18 protein-coding genes are annotated in these 18229 nt (G+C 67.1%); 11 read left to right on the forward strand and 7 right to left on the reverse strand.

Annotated features, from left to right (window positions below; all coding sequences use genetic code 11):
• Positions 1-812 precede the first annotated feature (812 nt).
• A complete protein-coding gene (locus tag IBX18_RS02105; RefSeq protein WP_194832073.1) occupies positions 813-2045 on the reverse strand; it encodes an MFS transporter in 1233 nt (410 codons plus the stop codon).
• Between the two features lie 74 nt (positions 2046-2119).
• Between IBX18_RS02105 and IBX18_RS02110 the strand changes: the two genes are divergently transcribed.
• Entirely contained in the window at positions 2120-2953 is an 834-nt protein-coding gene (locus IBX18_RS02110; RefSeq protein ID WP_228540258.1) for a TetR/AcrR family transcriptional regulator, read from the forward strand.
• A 63-nt stretch (positions 2954-3016) separates the two neighbouring features.
• Here the strand turns inward: IBX18_RS02110 and IBX18_RS02115 are convergent, their stop codons facing one another.
• Positions 3017-4843, reverse strand: a complete 1827-nt coding sequence (locus IBX18_RS02115; RefSeq protein ID WP_194832074.1) for an acyl-CoA dehydrogenase — start codon at positions 4841-4843, stop codon at positions 3017-3019.
• 370 nt (positions 4844-5213) lie between these two features.
• Between IBX18_RS02115 and urtA the strand changes: the two genes are divergently transcribed.
• The 6 genes from urtA to IBX18_RS02145 all read left to right on the forward strand — a co-directional run bounded on the left by urtA (position 5214) and on the right by IBX18_RS02145 (position 10770).
• A complete protein-coding gene (urtA, locus tag IBX18_RS02120) occupies positions 5214-6452 on the forward strand; it encodes an urea ABC transporter substrate-binding protein (RefSeq protein ID WP_373889163.1) in 1239 nt (412 codons plus the stop codon).
• A gap of 72 nt (positions 6453-6524) precedes the next feature.
• Positions 6525-7409 carry an urea ABC transporter permease subunit UrtB gene (gene urtB, locus IBX18_RS02125; RefSeq protein ID WP_194832076.1) on the forward strand — a complete coding sequence of 295 codons (885 nt, stop codon included), beginning with the start codon at positions 6525-6527 and terminating at the stop codon, positions 7407-7409.
• On the forward strand, positions 7406-8554 hold the full coding sequence (gene urtC, locus IBX18_RS02130) for an urea ABC transporter permease subunit UrtC (protein ID WP_194832077.1): 1149 nt from the start codon (positions 7406-7408) through the stop codon (positions 8552-8554). The genes urtB and urtC overlap by 4 nt, the downstream gene beginning before the upstream one ends.
• Positions 8551-9372 (forward strand): urea ABC transporter ATP-binding protein UrtD, encoded by an 822-nt coding sequence (urtD, locus tag IBX18_RS02135; RefSeq protein WP_194832078.1) that lies wholly within the window; start codon positions 8551-8553, stop codon positions 9370-9372. Before urtC ends, urtD begins: the two co-directional genes overlap by 4 nt.
• A complete protein-coding gene (gene urtE, locus IBX18_RS02140) occupies positions 9372-10064 on the forward strand; it encodes an urea ABC transporter ATP-binding subunit UrtE (protein WP_107659672.1) in 693 nt (230 codons plus the stop codon). Before urtD ends, urtE begins: the two co-directional genes overlap by 1 nt.
• Before the next feature lie 10 nt (positions 10065-10074).
• A complete protein-coding gene (locus IBX18_RS02145; protein WP_194832079.1) occupies positions 10075-10770 on the forward strand; it encodes a GntR family transcriptional regulator in 696 nt (231 codons plus the stop codon).
• 117 nt (positions 10771-10887) lie between these two features.
• Here IBX18_RS02145 and IBX18_RS02150 read toward each other — a convergent pair whose 3' ends face one another.
• On the reverse strand, positions 10888-11754 hold the full coding sequence (locus IBX18_RS02150) for a nuclease-related domain-containing protein (protein ID WP_194832080.1): 867 nt from the start codon (positions 11752-11754) through the stop codon (positions 10888-10890).
• 316 nt (positions 11755-12070) lie between these two features.
• Between IBX18_RS02150 and IBX18_RS02155 the strand changes: the two genes are divergently transcribed.
• Positions 12071-12604, forward strand: a complete 534-nt coding sequence (locus IBX18_RS02155; RefSeq protein WP_194832705.1) for a carboxymuconolactone decarboxylase family protein — start codon at positions 12071-12073, stop codon at positions 12602-12604.
• 9 nt (positions 12605-12613) lie between these two features.
• Here the strand turns inward: IBX18_RS02155 and IBX18_RS02160 are convergent, their stop codons facing one another.
• Positions 12614-13336 (reverse strand): TetR/AcrR family transcriptional regulator, encoded by a 723-nt coding sequence (locus IBX18_RS02160; RefSeq protein WP_228540400.1) that lies wholly within the window; start codon positions 13334-13336, stop codon positions 12614-12616.
• Between the two features lie 275 nt (positions 13337-13611).
• On the opposite strand from IBX18_RS02160, the gene IBX18_RS02165 reads away from it, so the two are divergent.
• Positions 13612-13989 (forward strand): VOC family protein, encoded by a 378-nt coding sequence (locus IBX18_RS02165; protein WP_194832082.1) that lies wholly within the window; start codon positions 13612-13614, stop codon positions 13987-13989.
• A gap of 122 nt (positions 13990-14111) precedes the next feature.
• Here IBX18_RS02165 and IBX18_RS02170 read toward each other — a convergent pair whose 3' ends face one another.
• A complete protein-coding gene (locus IBX18_RS02170; RefSeq protein ID WP_194832083.1) occupies positions 14112-14963 on the reverse strand; it encodes an SDR family oxidoreductase in 852 nt (283 codons plus the stop codon).
• A gap of 99 nt (positions 14964-15062) precedes the next feature.
• Here IBX18_RS02170 and IBX18_RS02175 point away from each other — a divergent pair, with 99 nt between their 5' ends.
• Positions 15063-15461: a helix-turn-helix domain-containing protein gene (locus IBX18_RS02175; protein ID WP_194832084.1), complete on the forward strand. Its 399-nt coding sequence runs from the start codon at positions 15063-15065 to the stop codon at positions 15459-15461.
• Between the two features lie 55 nt (positions 15462-15516).
• Positions 15517-15933: a PPOX class F420-dependent oxidoreductase gene (locus IBX18_RS02180; RefSeq protein WP_107659679.1), complete on the forward strand. Its 417-nt coding sequence runs from the start codon at positions 15517-15519 to the stop codon at positions 15931-15933.
• Here the strand turns inward: IBX18_RS02180 and IBX18_RS02185 are convergent, their stop codons facing one another.
• The gene (locus IBX18_RS02185) at positions 15934-16635 is read right to left on the reverse strand and encodes a polysaccharide deacetylase family protein (protein ID WP_135233734.1); all 702 of its coding nucleotides are present in this window, start codon (positions 16633-16635) and stop codon (positions 15934-15936) included.
• A gap of 121 nt (positions 16636-16756) precedes the next feature.
• Positions 16757-18160, reverse strand: coding sequence for a dihydrolipoyl dehydrogenase (gene lpdA, locus IBX18_RS02190; protein ID WP_194832085.1), 1404 nt, complete (start codon positions 18158-18160; stop codon positions 16757-16759).
• Positions 18161-18229: the final 69 nt, after the last annotated feature.

Here is an 18229-nt window from a genome sequence, read left to right on the forward strand (position 1 = left end):
GACAACTCACCCGGTGGGCCACTGCCCGGCCCACCACCCCCCGGCCGGCGGCGCCCGCCCCTCGCCCGCGCCGCCGGCCGCCCACCCCCGAACCAAAAGGGGCGTGATGGCGTAGACCTGCAGTTGGGCCCGCCACCATGTCCCGCTCGGCGGAGAGCCGAATGGCGTACGGGACATGGTGGCGTGAACCAGCAGGTAGGCCTGCCTTCATGTCCCGCTCGGCGGAGAGCCGGATGGTCAACGGGACATGGTGGCGGAGACCTGCGGACGGGCCAGCCCTCACGTCCCGCTCGACGGAGAGCCAGACGGTGAACGGGACATGGTGGCGTGAACCAGCAGGTAGGCCTGCCTTCATGTCCCGCTCGGCGGAGAGCCGGATGGTCAACGGGACATGGTGGCGGAGACCTGCGGACGGGCCAGCCCTCACGTCCCGCTCGACGGAGAGCCAGACGGTGAACGGGACATGGTGGTGCGAACCAGCAGGTAGGCCTGCCTTCATGTCCCGCTCGGCGGAGAGCCGGATGGTCAACGGGACATGGTGGCGGAGACCTGCGGCTGGCCTGCCATCATGTCCCGCTCGACAACGACGAAGGCCAGCATCGTCTCTCGATACCGGCCCAGTCAGGTAGCCGCGAACGGTTCTGGCCTGATCAGGCAGCAGCCAACGGTCCCGACCTCGTCAAGCGTCCGCCAACGATGCCGACCTCGTCAAGCGTCCGCCAACGGTCCCGGCCTGATCAGGCAGCCGCCGACCAGCAGCGCCGCGACGGGGTGGTCGGATCGGCAGCGCGGCCGTCAACTCCACCGAATACTCAGGCAGCCAATGTCTTTCGTTGGATGCGTAGACCTACCAGGGTCATCGCCAACGCGGCGACGAGCAGGGCGGCCAGGGTCCAGGCCAGGGTGGAAAAGCCGTGCGGCGCAGCGGCGGCCGCGACCAGTGGGCCAGCGGTGGCGCCGACGTAGAAGCTGAACATCGCGACCGACATTGCGGCAGCGCGGGATTCACCGCCCAGCTCGCCTGCGCTCTGCAACACCGCGGGGGCGATGATGCCCAGGCCGCCGACGAGCACGGCCAGCAGGATCGTCAGCACCGCGAGGTGCGTGCCCTCGAAGGTGGCGGCCACCATCGCGGCGGCGGCGACCAGCACGCCGAGCACGATCTGACTGTGCTTGGACAGCCGCGCCAGCGGCACGGCAAGCAGCGGCAGCGCCACCATCACCGGCAGCGCACCCGCGCGTAGCGTCAGCAGCTCGCCGGAATCCGTGACCACACCGGTGAGTTCGAGCCCGGTGTAGATACCGACCATCACCGCCATGCTCATCGCACCGGCCACCAGCATCGGCAGCAGCGGCAGGATGCGCAGCACCGCGGGGATCGCGGCGTAGCTGTGCCGCAACGGCAGGTCCCGTCCGGTCGGGGCGTCGTCGAGCATCACTGCGCGCAGTGCGAACGCGAGCACCGCGAAAAAGACTGCGGAGCCGAGGAATACGGTGCGCCACGGGAACGAGGCGACCACGGCCTGCGAAACGATCTGCGCGACAACGGTCGCGGCGAGGAACGAGGTGGCGATGGACATGGTCACCACCGCGCGGTGCGCGGGTGCGATACGGGTGGCGACGTAGGCCATGATCGCGGGCGGAATGGACCCGACGACGAGGCCCTGCACGATGCGCAGCACCAGGGCGACCGGTGCACTGAAAGCCAAACCGGTCAACAGGGTGACCACTGCGGCGACCAGCATGCCGGTCATCAGCACCCGGCGATGTCCGTAGCGATCCGAGAGCGGTCCGAACAGCACGAAGCCGCCCGCGTAGCCGAAGGCGAACGCGCTGATGATCCAGGTCATCACGCCGGAGCCGACGTTCCAGTCGGCTTTCATGGCTGTGAACAGGGGAATCGGCACATACATCTGGCCGGTGGCGAGCAGTGCGGCGAGCACGAAAACAGGCAAGGTGCGCGCGGTGTGGGCGCGCGGGGAGGCGCTCGGGGTGGGCGCGGTGGCCGGAGTACCGGTCGTCAGCGGAAGGGTCGGCGTAGCCATGGGACGACAGTAGGACTGCGACAAGGCAACTGTCAACCAAATAGTTGGTTTAATGAGATGGTAAAGTCGGGACCATGACGGCCACGATGAAGCGCAGTGACGCGACCAAACAGGCGCTGCTGCGCGCCGCGCGCGACGAATTCGCCGAATACGGCCTGGCGGGCGCGCGCGTCGATCGCATCGCCGACGCGGCGGGGGTGAACAAAGAGCGCATCTACGGCCTGTTCGGCAGCAAGGACAAGCTCTTCGACGTGATCCTGATCGACACCATGCGCGAGTTCATGGACGTGGTCCAGCCGTTGACCGAGACCGACCCCGGCCGCTACGTCGGCAAGCTGTTCGACTATCACAACAACAACCCGCAACTGCTGCGCCTGCTGCTGTGGGAGGGCCTGCACCGCGGCGTCGACGCGCACGACATCGACGGCTGGCGCGCCCAGCACTACGAGCAGAAATTCGACAGGGCCAGCGAACAATTCGGCGTCGAAGCCCAGTACGCGGGTCGGCTGCTGCTCGCCCTCTGCGGCATGTCCAACTGGAGCCTGGCCGTGCCGCAGACCACCCGCCTGCTGCTCGGCGACAACGCCGAGGACAAGGACGCGACCCGGGAGTTCATGCAGGAGTTCGCCAGGGTGGCGATGCGCAACTTCCCACCCGCCCAGGAACCCGCCACATCGACGGAAACCGCGCCGGTCAATGACTTGACCACCCCGACGGACCACTCGACGAGCGTCGACCGAGCTGCGCAACGACTCCGCGACGCCCAAGCAGCGGCCGACGCGGCCCGCGACGAGCTGGCCGCCGCCCTGCGCGCCGCGCACGCCGAGGGCACGAGCGCCAACCAGCTGGCCCGCCAGGTCTCGGGCACTCTGTCCCGCCCGGTGGTCCTGAAGCTGCTCGCCGACTGAACGCCAGAAGGCGCCCCTTACCCGGCCTGAGCCGAGTACGGGACGCCTTCGCTCGGCTGCGGGCTAGAACGCCGCTTCGTCCAACTGCATGATGTCGTTGTCGATCGCCGCGATGATCGCCTTGTTCGCGGTCAGCTCCGGCAGCACGTTCTTCGCGAAGAAGCTTGCTACAGCGACCTTTCCGGTATAGAAGCCCCGATCTTTTTCCGACGCCTCGGAAGCCAGTGCGGCGGCCGCGATCTCGGCCTGCACCAGCAACCGCCAGCCGATGAGCAGGTCACCGACCGAGAGCAGGAAGCGCACCGAGCCGAGACCGACCTTGTACAGCTCGGCCGGATCCTGCTGACCCGCCATCAGGAAGCCGGTCAGCGTGGCCGCCATCGCCTGCACGTCGGCCAATGCCGTACGCAGCAGCTCGCGTTCGGTCTCGAACCGCCCGCTCTTGGTGTCGAGGAACGCGGCGATCTGCCCGGTGACATGCCCGATCGCCACACCCTTGTCCCGAATGATCTTGCGGAAGAAGAAGTCCTGCGCCTGGATCGCGGTGGTGCCCTCGTAGAGCGAGTCGATCTTCGCGTCGCGGATGTACTGCTCGATCGGGTAGTCCTGCAGGTACCCCGAACCGCCCAGCGTCTGCAGGGATTCGGTCAGGTACTGGTAGGCCCGCTCCGAGCCGACACCCTTGACGATCGGCAGCAGCAAATCGTCGACCCGGTGCGCCAATTCGGCGTCCGCGCCCGAAACCAGCTCCGCCACATCGGGATTCTGATGCGCCGCCGTGTACAGGTACACCGCGCGCAGACCTTCGGCGTATGCCTTCTGCAACGCCAGCGAGCGCCGCACGTCCGGGTGTCGGGTGATCGGCACGCGGGGCGCGGCCTTGTCGCTCATCTGGGTCAGGTCCGCACCCTGGATGCGCTGCTTGGCGTAGTCCAGCGCGTTCAGGTACCCGGTGGACAGCGTGCCGGTGGACTTGATGCCGACCACCATGCGCGCGTTCTCGATCACCTGGAACATCTGCGCGATGCCGTTGTGCACGTCACCGACCAGCCAGCCGACCGCGGGCACCTCGCCGCCGAAGGTGAGCTCACAGGTGGGCGAGGACTTCAGGCCCATCTTGTGCTCGACATTGGTCGCGTACACGCCGTTGCGGGCGCCGAGTTCGAGCGTCTCGGGGTCGAACAGGAACTTCGGCACATAGAACAGCGAAAGACCCTTGGTGCCCGGCCCTGCCCCTTCCGGACGGGCGAGCACCAGGTGGAACATGTTTTCCGCGGTGTCGCCGACATCGCCGCCGGAGATGAACCGCTTGATGCCCTCGATGTGCCAGGTGCCGTCGGGCTGCTCGATCGCCTTGGTGCGGCCCGCGCCGACATCGGAGCCCGCGTCCGGCTCGGTCAGCACCATGGTGCCCTGCCAGCCGCGTTCGTAACCCTCGGTGGCCCAGCGCTGCTGCTGCTCGTTGCCGACGTTGTAGAGCACCGAGCCCATCACCGGGCCCATGTTGAAGAAGCACGCCGCCGGGTTGGCACAGACGATCATCTCCTGGACGGCCCAGACCACCGCGGCGGGCGCGGGCGTGCCGCCCATCCCCTCGGGCAGGCCGAGCCTGCTCCAGTCGGCGTCGTGCGCGGCCGTGATGGACTTGCGCAGCGCGTCCGGCACCGAGATCGAGTAGGTGGCCGGGTCGAAGGCGATCGGATCGCGATCGGCGGCCGCGAAGGACTCCGCGATCGGCCCCTCGGCCAGCCGCTTCACCTCGGCCAGGATCTCGCGCACGGTGTCGGAGTCGAGATCGCCGTAGGCGCCCGTGTCGAGCAGCTTGTCCAGGCCGAATACCTCGAACAGATTGAACTCGATGTCTCGCACGTTCGCCTTGTAGTGGCCCACGACGGTCCTCCCAGGGTTTCGGCCGTTCTGACGATGTACAAACGCAGCCTGCCGTACCGCGGCGACGCTACGCAACCGTAAGCTCGGCGCCCCCTCACCGAGGTTCACCAACCGGTAACCGCAAACGTTCACACGGACGAAACAGACGAAACGGACTCGTCACCGAGAGATATTCCGGCGCAACAACTTCTGTCTAACGTTCGCTGCACGAATACACCCGCTGTATACACCCCCGGCGACAGCCCTGACCGGTGCGAAGGCGGAGGTATTCGCCGCGGTGCACGCCGTGCCGCCGAATTACCTGATGAAGTGAGAAGGGTCCCGCCCCATGTCAGATACCCGTGCCATCCCTCGATCCCGCTCCCGGCGCATGGTCGAAACGGTGGCCCTTCCCGCCGCGGTCGCGCTCGCCGGATTGTTGCTGACCGCCTGCGGCGCCAAAGACGACGCAGGCACCACCGGCTCGAACGCCGCCTCCTGCGTCGACACGTCGAAGGATTCGATCAAGGTCGGTTCGCTGCACTCGCTGTCGGGCACCATGGCGATCTCCGAGGTCACCGTCGCCAACTCGACCAAGCTGGCGGTCGACCAGATCAACGCCGCGGGCGGGGTGCTCGGCAAGAAGGTCGAGCTGGTGCTCGAGGACGGCGCGTCGGACCCGAAGACCTTCGCCGAGAAGGCGGAGAAGCTCATCAGCGCCGACTGCGTGGCGGCGGTGTTCGGCGGCTGGACCTCGTCGAGCCGCAAGGCGATGAAGCCGAAGTTCGAGAGCCTGAACTCACTGCTCTACTACCCGGTGCAGTACGAGGGCCTGGAAGACAGCAAGAACATCTTCTACACCGGCGCGACCACCAATCAGCAGATCATCCCGGCGCTGGATTACCTGAAGCAGAAGGGGATTACCTCCCTTTACCTCGTCGGCTCCGACTATGTCTTCCCGCAGACCGCCAACCGCGAGATCAAGGCGTACGCGAAGGCCAACGGCATCGAGATCAAGGGCGAGGACTACACGCCGCTGGGCTCGACCGACTTCTCCACCATCGTGAACAAGGTGCGTAATGCCAAGGCGGGCGCGGTGTTCAACACGTTGAACGGCGACTCGAATGTGGCGTTCTTCCGCGAATACACCAACGCCGGCTTGAAAGCCGCTGAGATGCCGGTGGTTTCGGTGTCCATCGCCGAGGAAGAGGTCGCGGGCATCGGCGCGCAGAACATCGCGGGCCAGCTGACCGCGTGGAATTACTACCAGACCGTCGACACCCCGGTGAACAAGAAGTTCGTCGCGGACTACAAGGCCGCATTCGGCGCGGACAAGCCGACCTCGGACCCGATGGAGGCCGCGTACGCCTCGGTCTTCCTGTGGAAGAACACCGTGGAGAAGGCGAAGTCGTTCCAGGTGGCCGACGTTCAGGCCGCGGCCGACGGGGTGAGCTTCGAAGCGCCCGAGGGCCTGGTCACCCTCGACGGCTCGAACCATCACATCACCAAGACCGCCCGGATCGGCGAGATCCGGCCGGACGGGCTCATCTACACGGTGTGGGACTCGGGTAAGGCGATCACGCCCGACCCGTACCTGAAGTCCTACGAATGGGCCGAGGGCCTCAAGTAATTCGCCCGATCGGTGTGGGGTGGCCGCGGTCTCGCGGCCACCCCACACCGGCCCGATATCCGAGGAGTCCCTGTGGACGTCGTGATCGGTCAGCTCTTCACGGGGCTGAGTCTTGGATCAATTCTGTTGCTCGCCGCGCTGGGCCTTTCGCTGACGTTCGGTCAGATGGGCGTGATCAATATGGCGCACGGTGAATTCATCATGGCCGGGTGCTACACGACTTATGTTGTGCAGAAGGTCATTTCGTCGGCGGGCGTGTCACTGGTGGTGTCGCTGCTGGTCGGCTTCGTGGTCGGCGGGCTGCTCGGCGCGGCGCTGGAGATGGGCCTGATCCGCTGGATGTACGACCGGCCGCTGGACACCCTGCTGGTCACCTTCGGTGTCGGGTTGGTGCTGCAACAGCTCGCCCGTGATCTTTTCGGTGCGCCGGCCAAGAATGTCATCGCGCCGGAATGGCTCAGCGGCGGTGTCACCATTCTGGGCGCGGTGGTGCCGAAGAGCCGCATCTTCATTCTCGTGCTCGCCGTGGCCGCGGTGATCACGCTGGCGACCGTGATGAAGACGACGCCGATGGGGCGGCGCATCCGGGCGGTCGTGCAGAACCGGGGGCTGGCTGAAACCAGCGGCGTATCAAGCCGTTTCACCGATATCAGCACATTCTTCCTCGGGTCGGGCCTGGCGGGAGTCGCCGGTGTCGCGCTTACCCTGATCGGTTCGACCAGTCCGACCATCGGACAGAGCTATCTGATCGACGCGTTCCTGGTCGTGGTCATCGGCGGGCTCGGCCAGATCAAGGGCACGGTGATCGCGGCGTTCGCGCTCGGCCTGCTCAACTCCTACATCGAATACTCGACCACCGCGTCGATCGCGAAGGTCATCGTGTTCGTCGTCATCGTCATCTTCCTGCAGGTGCGTCCGCAGGGCCTGTTCACTGTCCGGACAAGGAGTTTGGCATGACCACGCTGGTAGAGCGGTGGCGCGCGCACTCGACACTGACCGCGCTCGGCGGCTTCGGCGTTGCCGCCATTCTGTTGTTCGCGGTCGCGCCCGCGGTGCTCAGTGACTTCCGGTTGAACCTGCTCGCCAAGTTCCTCTGCTTCGCCATTGTCGCGGTCGGCATCGGATTGGCGTGGGGCCGAGGCGGAATGCTGACGCTCGGGCAGGGCGTGTTCTTCGGTATCGGCGCCTACATCATGGCGATGCATCTGCAGATGGCCGATGCCGCGCGGCTCGGCAACGACGTGCCGGAGTTCATGGAGATCTCCGGTATTCGCGAATTGCCGTCGTTCTGGCAGCCTTTCGCGTCCGCGCCGGTGGCGCTGATCGGCATTCTGGTGCTGCCCGCGCTGGTGGCGGCGGTGCTCGGATACGGCGTGTTCAAGCGGCGGGTCAAGGGCGCCTACTTCGCCATCCTCAGCCAGGCGCTGGCCGCGGCGCTGGCGATCCTGCTCACCGGGCAGCAGGCCATCGGCGGATTCACCGGGCTGTCGGACTTCCGGGCCTTCTTCGGCTTCAAGCTGTCCGATCCGGTGAACCGGACGATGCTGTTCTTCATCGCGGCGGGCACGCTGCTGGTGGTGGTCGCGCTGGTGCGGCAGCTGATGCGCAGCCGGTACGGCGAATTGCTGGTGGCGGTGCGTGATCAGGAGGAGCGGGTGCGTTTCCTCGGCTACGACCCGGCCAATGTCAAGATCGTCGCGTACGTGGTGGCGGCGTTCTTCGCCGGTATCGCCGGTGCGCTGTTCACTCCGATCGTCGGCATCATCTCGCCCGCCGATATCGGCGTGGTGCCCTCCATCGCCTTCCTCATCGGCGTCGCGATCGGCGGCCGGACCACCCTGCTCGGCCCGGTGCTCGGCGCGATCGGTGTGGCCTGGGCACAGACCGCGTTCTCCGAAGAGTTCCCGTCCGGGTGGACGTATCTGCAAGGCGTGCTGTTCATCGTGGTGATCGGCTTCATCCCGCTCGGGTTGGCGGGTGTCTGGCCGATGCTGAAGGGCTTGCTGGACAGCAGGTTTCGCCGATCCCAACCGGCAGTAGCCATACCGGCGGTAGTCGAACCGCAGCCCGAGATCGAGCCGGAAAAGGTGGAAACCCGATGACCACACCCGAGCCGAAACCCGGCGGCAATGCCGGCATGTCGAGCGAGTACCTCGAAATCCGGGGCCTGTCGGTGAGTTTCGACGGCTTCAAGGCGGTCTCCGACGTCGATCTCACTGTGCTGCAGGGGGATCTGCGCTTTCTGATCGGCCCCAACGGTGCGGGCAAGACCACGCTCATCGACGCGATCACCGGCCTGGTCCCGGCGACCGGATCGGCGCAGAAGACCGGCGTCGAACTGCTCGGCAAGAAGGTGCACCAGATCGCCAGGCTCGGCATCGGCCGCACCTTCCAGACGGCGAGCGTCTTCGAACAGCTCAGCGTGCTGCAGAATCTCGACATCGCCGCGGGCGCGGGCCGCTCTGCGCTCACCATGCTGCGCCGCCGCAAGTCGGTGCTGCCCGCCATCGAGGAGGCGCTGGACATCACCGGCCTCGGCGGCGTGCGCGACAAGCCCGCCGGTGTGCTCGCGCACGGTCAGAAGCAGTGGCTGGAGATCGGCATGCTGCTGGTGCAGAACGCGTCGGTGCTGCTGCTCGACGAGCCGGTCGCGGGCATGAGCGCCGAGGAGCGGGAGGAGACCGGAAACCTGTTGCGCCGCATCGGCGGTGCGCGCATCGTCGTGGTGGTCGAGCACGACATGGACTTCATGCGCGCCTTCGCCAGCTCGGTGACCGTGCTGGCCGGCGGCAAGGTGCTCAGCGAGGGCACCGTCGAACAGGTGCAGGCGGATCCGAAGGTGCAGCAGGTGTATCTCGGCACGGCCGCCGCGATCGGGACCGCGCTGGCAGACCCGGCCACGGTGAAGGAGTTCATCTGATGCTCGAGCTCATCGATATCCATTCCGGTTACGGCCGGACCGAGGTGATCCACGGTGTGTCGGTGACCGTTCCGGACGACAGCGTGGTCGCCATCATGGGACACAACGGCGCCGGCAAGACCACGCTGCTGCGTACCGCGGTCGGGCTGATCGGCGCCAAGTCGGGCCAGATCAGGCTCGACGGCGAGACGATCACCAAGCTGTCGCCGTCGCGGCGGGTCCGGCGTGGGGTCGCGTATGTGCCGCAGGGGCAGCAGAGTTTCCCGCAGTTGACCACGGCGGAGAATTTGCAGGTGGTCGCCGACGGCCGCAAGCGCGGCAAGGCGTTGATCGACGAATCGCTGGATCTGTTTCCCGCGCTGCGGGAACTGTTGGGCCGCAAGGCCGGTCTGCTCTCCGGCGGGCAGCGTCAGCAGTTGGCGATCGCCCGCGCGCTGATCACCGAGCCGCGGCTGCTCATCCTCGACGAACCCACCGAGGGCATCCAGCCGTCCGTGGTGGCCGAAATCGAGCGCACCATTATCGATTTGACCCAGCGTGGCGGGTTGAGCGTGTTGCTGGTGGAGCAGCACATCGGCTTCGCACTCCAGGCGGCGCAACGCTATTACATCTTGGCCGCCGGTCGGGTCACCGCAACGGGTGCGGGCGGCGCGGGCGCGGAGACCGCAGTCCGCTCGGCGATGGCGATCTGAGCTGGCCGCTATGCCGGGTGGTGGACGGATCCCGTTGCGCGAGCGGGTGTATCACTCGCTGCGCCGGGATCTGGCCGCCGGGGTGTTCGTGCCGACCGAGCGGCTCGGCGAGAAGCGGCTCGCGGAGCTCTACGCGGTGTCGCGCACGCCGGTGCGCGAGGCCCTCGCCCGGTTGCAGGCCGACGGGTTGATCGAGCGGCGCTCCGCCGGACTTTTTCCGTACCGGCCGCGGCTCGACGAGCTCGATCACCTGTATGAACTGCGAATCGTGCTGGAGGCCAGAGGGATGCAACGGGTCCGCGCCGACCCGCGTAGCGCCGCCCACGATCTCGAGCTGATCCGGGCCGAGCTCGACACCTGGCGGGCGCTGCGCGACAACCCACCGGAGCCGGGCCACGCGCTGGTCGCCGACGAGCAGTTCCACACCGTCCTGCTGGCAGCGGCAGGTAATTCCGCACTGGCAGAGGCACTTACGGTGGTGCATCGCAGGGTGCGCCCGGTGCGCACCTTGGACGCGCCGACTCCCGATCGGGTGGCCACCATGATCGCCGAACATATTGCGATCGCCGAGCAACTGTTGTCCGGCAACGTGCAGGCCGCCCTGCAGGCCCTCACTACGCATATCGATAGTTCCCGCACCCTCGTCCTCGCGCGCGCTCAGCGGGCGCTCGAACTCACCAAATTGGCTCAGGCCGTGCGGGATTGACAAACCCGCGTGTTCAGGTCGGACAACAGGTCCCCGAACTGGTTCGGGCGCCCCGGAGCCGTCGGCGCCCGAGCAGGCGTCACGCAGCAGTGGTGCAGCCGAATTACGACCTTCCGCTCAGCAGTCCGGCTGGAACGGCCAGCAGGTAGTCGGCGGGGTCGTGGTCGGTGCTGGGGTTGTCGTGCTGGTCTCCTCGGGTGTCGGATGGGAAGAATCCCGCGCCAGCGAGGTGGCGACCACACCGATCACCGCGAGCATCCCGACGACCGCCAGCGCGACCACGGCCCACCCGGCATAGGAATGCCGTTTGGTAGCAACCCCCGGCGTCGGCTCGACCCGTGGCTTGGGCGGACGCGGAATAACACTCGGGGTCTCCTGCAACACCTCTTCGAAACCGGCGGCGATCAGGTCCGCCCGGGACGGTGCGAGCTCGGCGAGGCCGAGTGCGGTGCAGTCCCGGAGCACGCGGTCGGCCGTCCACTTCCGCGCCCCGGCCGAGAAGCCTTCGAGATAGATGCGCAGTTCGGTGGCGTCGGCGACATTGCCGACGACGACATCGAGTCCGGGACGCAGGTTCGTGCGCGACGGACGCACCACCGCGCCGCGAAAGGGCACGAGAACGACGGCGCCGCATACGTGCCCCGGGTCGAGCAGCGCCCGCTCGAGCGTGGTCTTCACCGTGTGAATTCCGTGTTCCAGTCGATCGGAGGGGCTACCGGCCGGCTCGTCCAGGTCCGCGTCGGCATCACTGATCTTCCACGGACCCTCGGCGGCGATGCTGAGAATGCCGCTCTGCCTGCGGCGAAAGCCCTTGACCTCGAGCACGGTCAGCCCGCGCGGCGTCCAGATCACCGCGTCGATCTGCCGGTCGCCGACCCGCAGGTCGACCACGGCGAGGGCGGCCGAGGGGTAGGAGCGCAGACATTCGACGAATTCTTGTTCGGCCCCGGACAGCTGCGCCCCGGGCCTGACCCTCACCAGCATGTCGAGCTTGTCCGCCTCTCCGCATCATCAGGCCGTGCTGGATCAGCGCTACCTAGCTGCGCTGCCGGGCCGCGGTCTGGAGCATGGCGAGCTCTGTGCGCCCCATCGAGCTACCCGTATCCGCACGAAATCGATCGTAACGGTGTAATCCCCAGGCTGCGCGGGCAATTCGGCAGCTGCCTGCCCTGGCCAGCCCGCGGAGTCGGGCGTGGCCATCGATTCGGGGCGTACTCGCCGGTAGGCTGACGGCTCGGCCCGGCGCCGCCCGGCCGCACACCCCCGTCCCCGGAGGAGCCGACCGAGCATGGTTTCAGTGCTGCGACCACGCATTTCACCTGGACGCCTGCGGGAGCTGGGTCCGATCAACTGGGTTGTCTGGCAGGTCCTTTCCAAGGCCGCGGGCACCGACGACGCCCACTTGTTCAGCACGCTGGGCCGCACCAGGGGACTCTTTCGTGGCTGGCTGCACTACTCCGGCAAACTCATGCCGGGCGGCAGGCTGCCCCGGCACGAGTCGGAGCTGGTCATTCTGCGCGTCGCGCACCTGCGTGCGTGCGAATACGAGATGGACCACCACATTCGGCTCGGCAAACGCGCCGGGGTGACGGCGGAGATCCTCGACCGCGTGCGCACCGGACCGGACGCGCCGGGCTGGACCGACAAGCACCGCGCCCTGCTCGCCGCCGTCGACCAGTTGGTGCAGACCCGCGACCTGGACGACGCGCACTGGGCGGCGCTGGCCGAGCACTACGACGAGCGCAGCCTCATCGAGATCGTGCTGCTGGTCAACCAGTACGAGGGGCTGGCCGCCACCATCACCGCCCTGCGCATCCAGCGCGACGGGGTGTAGCGCAGGCGCTCAGCGCTTTTCGATGAGCCCTGCCAAACCGTCGAGGACCCGGGCGAGGCCGAACTCGAAGGCATGGTCGGCGCTGTAGGCGGAGTCGTAAGCCATCCCGGCGGTTGCCCCGACGCGGGCGCCGACCGGGTATTGCCGCGGGTCGAAGACCTGCTCGAGCAGCGGCGCGGCGCGCTCCCACCACTGGTGATCCGACATCGCGCTGTCCGCGGCGGCGCGTGCGGCGTCGATCGCGATGCGGGCCACCGAGGTGACGAAACCGAGGACGTAGGTGAGTGATGCGTCCATCGTGACGTCGTCCAGGCCCAGGCCTTCGAACGCGCCCAGTTCGTGGTCGTATTTGGCGGCCATGCCCGGGCCGAGCGGCGGACGGGTGGTCGGCAGGTAGGCGACCCACGGATGGCGAGTCAGCATGGCGCGGTTCGCGATCGCGATGGCGGTGACCCGATCGCGCCACGGCAGTTCCGACAGGTCCGCGCGGTCCATCTCGGCGTAGACCTTGTCCACCATCAGGTCGATCAGCTCGGCCTTGCCCGGCACGTAGGTGTAGGTCGCCATGGGGGTGAGACCCAATTGAGTGGCGACGGCGCGCATGGTGAGCGCGTCGATGCCTGCGGTGTCGGCGATCTCGATGGCGGCGGCGACCACGGCGTCCACGCTGCTGCGCTGTTTCGGGCCACGCGTCGGCGTCTGGCTGCCCGCGACCCGCCACAACAACTCCAGCGTGCGAACGGGATCGCCCGCGCTGCTGCGGTCCTGTTTGCCGCGACGCGGTGCCGGCTCGGCAGGCTTGCTGCCGGTGCGCTGCGTCGAACTTTCGCTGGAGCGCGGCGTCCCCGCTGCGTCCGGCCGCTGTGCCGAGCCGTCGTCCACCCTGTCTCCTCGCCTGATCGATCCGATCGTATCGGCGTGACGCAGGCCATAGTGCGGCCGCCCAGGAATTCTTCTACAAAGTACAGCGTACTAAGTATAGAGTTAATTGATCCCGAGGAGGGCTCATGAATATCACCGCTTCCGCCATCTCGCTCAACGTTCCCGACCCGCAGGCCTCGGCGAAGTTCCTGATCGACCACCTCGGCTTCGTCGAGAAGATGTCGGCCGACGGATTCGTTTCGCTGGACCGGCCCGATGCCGGGCTCAACGTGATCTACCTGCGGACCGGACTGAAGAGCTTCAAGCCGAAAAGCGCGGCGGGCAGCGCGGGCGAGGGGCTGCTCGTGGTGTTCGTGGTGGACGACATCGACGCCGAGTACGCCCGGCTACAGGGCGAGGGCGTGCCGATCGTCACGCCGATCGAGACCGAGGAGTGGAATGAGCGCTACTTCCAGATGAGGGATCCGAACGGGATCATCGTGCAGCTCGTGCAGTGGGTGTGAGCTGCTGACGGCGGGGGTTCCGCACCAGGAACCCCCGCCGTGCGCCCGGCCTGGACGGACACTTTTCGCCGAGTCGAGCGGCAATTCAGCGCAATGATCGCGAAAGTGTCCGTACAGCACGGTTATCCGAGCGCCGCGCGGAACACCTCGACCGCAGGCGTGGATGCCCGGCCCAGCAGCTTCTGCAGGTCGCCGCTGTGCACATCGAGGATGCCGGTCGCGATGCCGGCGTCCGCGTCGGCGAGGGCCTTCGCGTAGGCAGCGGGCAGCCCCGCCTGCTCGAGCGCGGCGGCGTAGTCCGCCTCGGCCAGGTTCTCGTAGCGCACCGGCTTACCGGCCGCCGCCGAAATCACCTGGGCCAGATCGGCATACGTGAGGTGCTCGTCGCCGCCGAGCTCGTACACCCGACCGGCGTGCCCGTCGGTGGTGAGCACCTTCGCGGCCACCGCCGCGTAGTCGGCGCGCGCCGCACCGGCCACCCGGCCCTCCCCCGCCGCGCCGTGCAGCACGCCGGACTCGACGGCGTGCGCGAGCCCGCCGAGGTAGTTCTCCCAGTACCAGCCGTTGCGCAGAATCACGTGCGGGACGGTCGCCTCCGCGAGCACCGCCTCGGTGCCGATGTGCTCCTGGGCCAGGATCAGCGGGTTCTCCGTCGCGCGCGGAATGCTGGTGTAGGCGAGCAGCTGCACGCCCGCGCGCTCAGCAGCGCGAATGACGTTGGTGTGCTGCGCCACTCGGGCGCCGAATTCATTACCGGAGACCAGCAGCACGCGATCGACCCCGGCGAGCGCACGATCGAGCGAGTCGGCGCCGTCGTAGCTCGCCTGGCGCACCTCGGCGCCCAGTTCGGCGAGGTCGGCGACCTTCTGCGGATCACGCACGATCGCGACCACCGAGGTGGCGCCCTCGCGCAGCAATGCCTGTACGGCGAGACGGCCCAGTTGTCCACTGGCACCGGTGACGGCAACGGTCATGACTACCTCCAAGAGTATGTACGGTTCGGCAAGCACTAACTATTAGTAAGTACTATGCATTCATACACCACTTTGGTCAAGATGGGTACTATCGGGTGTATGAGTACGCAGCGCACATCGTCGCCAGATCTGGACGATCCGACGCTGGAAGCCGACGTTTTCGCGAAAGACTGCACGTCACGGCCGGTGTTGCAGAATGTGACCAGCCGCTGGGGCATCCTCGCCCTGGTCGCACTGCGCGACGGCTCGTACCGATTCAGCGCACTGCGCAGGCGCGTCGACGGCGTCAGCGAACGGATGCTCTCGCAGACCCTGCAGGCGCTGGAACGCGACGGCATGGTGCACCGCGAGGTGCACGAAACCATTCCGCCGCGCGTCGAATACACGCTGACCGAGCTCGGCGCGAAGGTGGCCGAACAGCTCCACTCACTGATCCACCTGGTGGAGCAGAGCATGCCGCAGGTCCGTGCCGCCCAGGAGACCTATCACCGGGACTGACCTCCGGTTACGCGCGCCGGGAAGAGACCTGGATCACACGCGGTTGAATAGCATCATGGAACTCGCCCAAGCAGTCGACTTCGCCCGCAAACACCAGCGGTCGATCCTCACCACGATCCGGCGCAACGGCCGCCCGCAACAGTCCAACGTGCTGCACGTGATCGGCGGCGACGGCCTCATTCGCATCTCCATCACCGCCGACCGCGCGAAATACCACAACCTGGTGCGCGAACCATGGGCCGCCATCCACGTCAGCCGTGAGGACTTCTTCGCCTACGCCGTGATCGAGGCCATCGCCTCGGTGACGCCGGTCGCCGAAGATCCGCACGACGCCACCGTGGACGCGCTCGTCGACTATTACCGCGCCGCGAACGGTGAACACCCCGACTGGGACGACTACCGCCGAGCCATGGTCGCCGATCGGCGCGCCCTGGCCATCCTCACCCCGACGCACGCCTACGGCATGCTCTGATCAGCGCTTCAGCAGATCCGACACCGTGACGAAGGTGTAGCCAGCGGCGCGGAGTTCGGCGACGATGCGCGGGATGGCGGCCAGCGCGGGCGCCGCGTACTCGTGCATGACGTGCAGCAGAATGATGGAGCCGGGGCGGACCTGCGCCACGGTGTCGGCGACGAGTTTGTCGGCGCTCGGCTTCCCGCCGGAGTCGGGCTCGACATCCCAGGTCACCGTGGTGCGGTCGTGGTCGGACAGATACTTCGGCAGCGCCCACAGCTTCTTGCCGTTGGGCGGCCGGAACGTAATGGGGCCCTGGTAGCCGGTTTTCGCGATCTCGGCGTCGGTGCGTTCGACCTCGTCGCGGACGGTGTCGGCGGAGACCAGGACCATCCGGCGGTGGTTGTAGGTGTGGTTGCCGATCTCGTGGCCGGCCTCGGCGATCGCTTTGCCGTGCGCCGGGTGGGCGGCGAGGTCACGCCCGTTCAGATAGAACGTGGCCGTAACCTGGTTGTCCGCCAGCGTTTTCAGCACCTCGGGCGCTTTGTCGGTCGGGCCGTCGTCCAGCGTCAACGCGACCACCTTGTCGGTGGTGTCGACCCGGTCCACCAACCTCCCCGCTAACTGGTACGTCCGCGAGTTCATCAGGTAATAGCCGCCGACCGCCGCCGCCAGCACGACGACGAGCACCAATGCACCACCGATGAGCCACTTCCGCATCACTGCTGTCTAGCAGACCGGCTCGACGTTGGCGAGCCGAAGACAGGTCGCTGCGGGTACGAAAAACGGTGGCGCCCAGACCTTTCAGGTCCGGACGCCACCGTCGGCGATCAGCGGCCGATCAGAAGTTGATCATGTGGCCGGCCAGGCCGTGGAAGGCTTCCTGCAGCGCCTCGCTGAGCGTGGGGTGGGTGTGCACGTTGCGGGCGAGCTCGTTGATGGTGAGGTCCCACTTCTGCGCCAGGGTGAGCTCGGGCAGCAGCTCCGAGACGTCCGGGCCGATGAGGTGGCCGCCGAGCAGCTCGCCGTACTTGGTGTCGGCGACCAGCTTGACGAAACCGGTCGGATCGCCGAGGCCGTGCGCCTTGCCGTTGGCGGTGAACGGGAAGGTCGCGACCTTCACGTCGTAGCCCTCGTCGCGGGCCTGCTGCTCGGTCAGGCCGAAGCTGGCGACCTGCGGCTGGCAGAAGGTGGCGCGCGGCATCATCCGGTAGTCACCGAGGGTGACGGTATCCGCGCCCGCGATCGTCTCGGCGGCGACCACACCCTGCGCCTCCGCGACATGCGCGAGTTGCAGCTTCGCGGTCACGTCGCCGATGGCGTAGATGTGCGACACGTTGGTACGCATGTAGTCATCGATCGCGATGGCGCCGCGGTCGGTGAGCTGGACGCCCGCCGCCTCCAGGCCGTAGCCCTCGACGCGGGGCGCGAAGCCGACGGCCTGCAGCACCTTGTCGACGGTGACCGTCTCCACGTTGCCGGACTTGTTGTCCTTGATCGCGACGGTGACCTTGGAGCCGTCGTCGTCGATCGACTGCACGGCGGCACCGGTGCTGATGGTGATGCCGAGCTTCTTGTACTGCTTGGTGATCTCCTTGGAGACGTCGGCGTCCTCGTTCGGCAGCGCGCGGTCCAGGAACTCCACGATGCGCACGTCGACGCCGTAGTTCTTCAGGACGTAGCCGAACTCCATGCCGATCGCGCCCGCGCCGACGATCAGGATCGAACCGGGCAGGTCGCGGGTGAGGATCTGCTCCTCGTAGGTGACCACATTGTCGCTGAGCTGCGTGCCGGGCAGCAGCTTGGTGACGGTGCCGGTCGCGATGATCGCGTTGTCGAAGGTGACGGTCTCGGTGCCGCCCTTGGACAGCTCGACCGAGAGCGTGTTCGCGTCGGTGAAGGTGCCCTTGCCGTCGAACTCATCGATCTTGTTCTTCTTCATCAGGAAGTGGACGCCCTTGACCCGGCCGTCCGCCACCTTGCGGCTGCGGTCGAACGCCACGCCGAAGTCGAAGTTCACCTCGCCCGAGATCCCGAAGGTCCTGGCTTCCTTGGTGAAGATGTGCGCCAGCTCTGCGTTACGCAGCAACGCCTTGGAAGGGATGCAGCCGACGTTCAGGCACACACCGCCCCAGTACTTTTGCTCGACGATCGCGGTACGGAGGCCTAACTGTGCCGCACGGATGGCGGCGACGTAACCGCCAGGACCGGCACCGAGAACGACAACGTCGTAATGGGAAGTCACGACACCGAGCCTAACTCTGTCGCTACGAGTTGGCCCACCGGTCCCCCACAACAATGCGCCGTAGGCCAC

The sequence above is a fragment of the Nocardia sp. XZ_19_369 genome, from assembly GCF_015355715.1.
Classification (GTDB): Bacteria; Actinomycetota; Actinomycetes; order Mycobacteriales; family Mycobacteriaceae; genus Nocardia.

Bases quoted from the DNA above. Each gene is read 5' to 3' on its own strand.
- urtC (WP_194832077.1), top strand. From the start codon at position 7,406: ATGACCACGCTGGTAGAGCGGTGGCGCGCGCACTCGACACTGACCGCG.
- IBX18_RS02105 (WP_194832073.1), bottom strand. From the start codon at position 2,045: ATGGCTACGCCGACCCTTCCGCTGACGACCGGTACTCCGGCCACCGCG.
- urtD (WP_194832078.1), top strand. From the start codon at position 8,551: ATGACCACACCCGAGCCGAAACCCGGCGGCAATGCCGGCATGTCGAGC.
- IBX18_RS02150 (WP_194832080.1), bottom strand. From the start codon at position 11,754: ATGCTGGTGAGGGTCAGGCCCGGGGCGCAGCTGTCCGGGGCCGAACAA.
- IBX18_RS02110 (WP_228540258.1), top strand. From the start codon at position 2,120: ATGACGGCCACGATGAAGCGCAGTGACGCGACCAAACAGGCGCTGCTG.
- urtE (WP_107659672.1), top strand. From the start codon at position 9,372: ATGCTCGAGCTCATCGATATCCATTCCGGTTACGGCCGGACCGAGGTG.
- IBX18_RS02165 (WP_194832082.1), top strand. From the start codon at position 13,612: ATGAATATCACCGCTTCCGCCATCTCGCTCAACGTTCCCGACCCGCAG.
- IBX18_RS02145 (WP_194832079.1), top strand. From the start codon at position 10,075: ATGCCGGGTGGTGGACGGATCCCGTTGCGCGAGCGGGTGTATCACTCG.
- IBX18_RS02175 (WP_194832084.1), top strand. From the start codon at position 15,063: ATGAGTACGCAGCGCACATCGTCGCCAGATCTGGACGATCCGACGCTG.
- urtA (WP_373889163.1), top strand. From the start codon at position 5,214: ATGGTCGAAACGGTGGCCCTTCCCGCCGCGGTCGCGCTCGCCGGATTG.
- IBX18_RS02180 (WP_107659679.1), top strand. From the start codon at position 15,517: ATGGAACTCGCCCAAGCAGTCGACTTCGCCCGCAAACACCAGCGGTCG.
- IBX18_RS02185 (WP_135233734.1), bottom strand. From the start codon at position 16,635: ATGCGGAAGTGGCTCATCGGTGGTGCATTGGTGCTCGTCGTCGTGCTG.
- IBX18_RS02170 (WP_194832083.1), bottom strand. From the start codon at position 14,963: ATGACCGTTGCCGTCACCGGTGCCAGTGGACAACTGGGCCGTCTCGCC.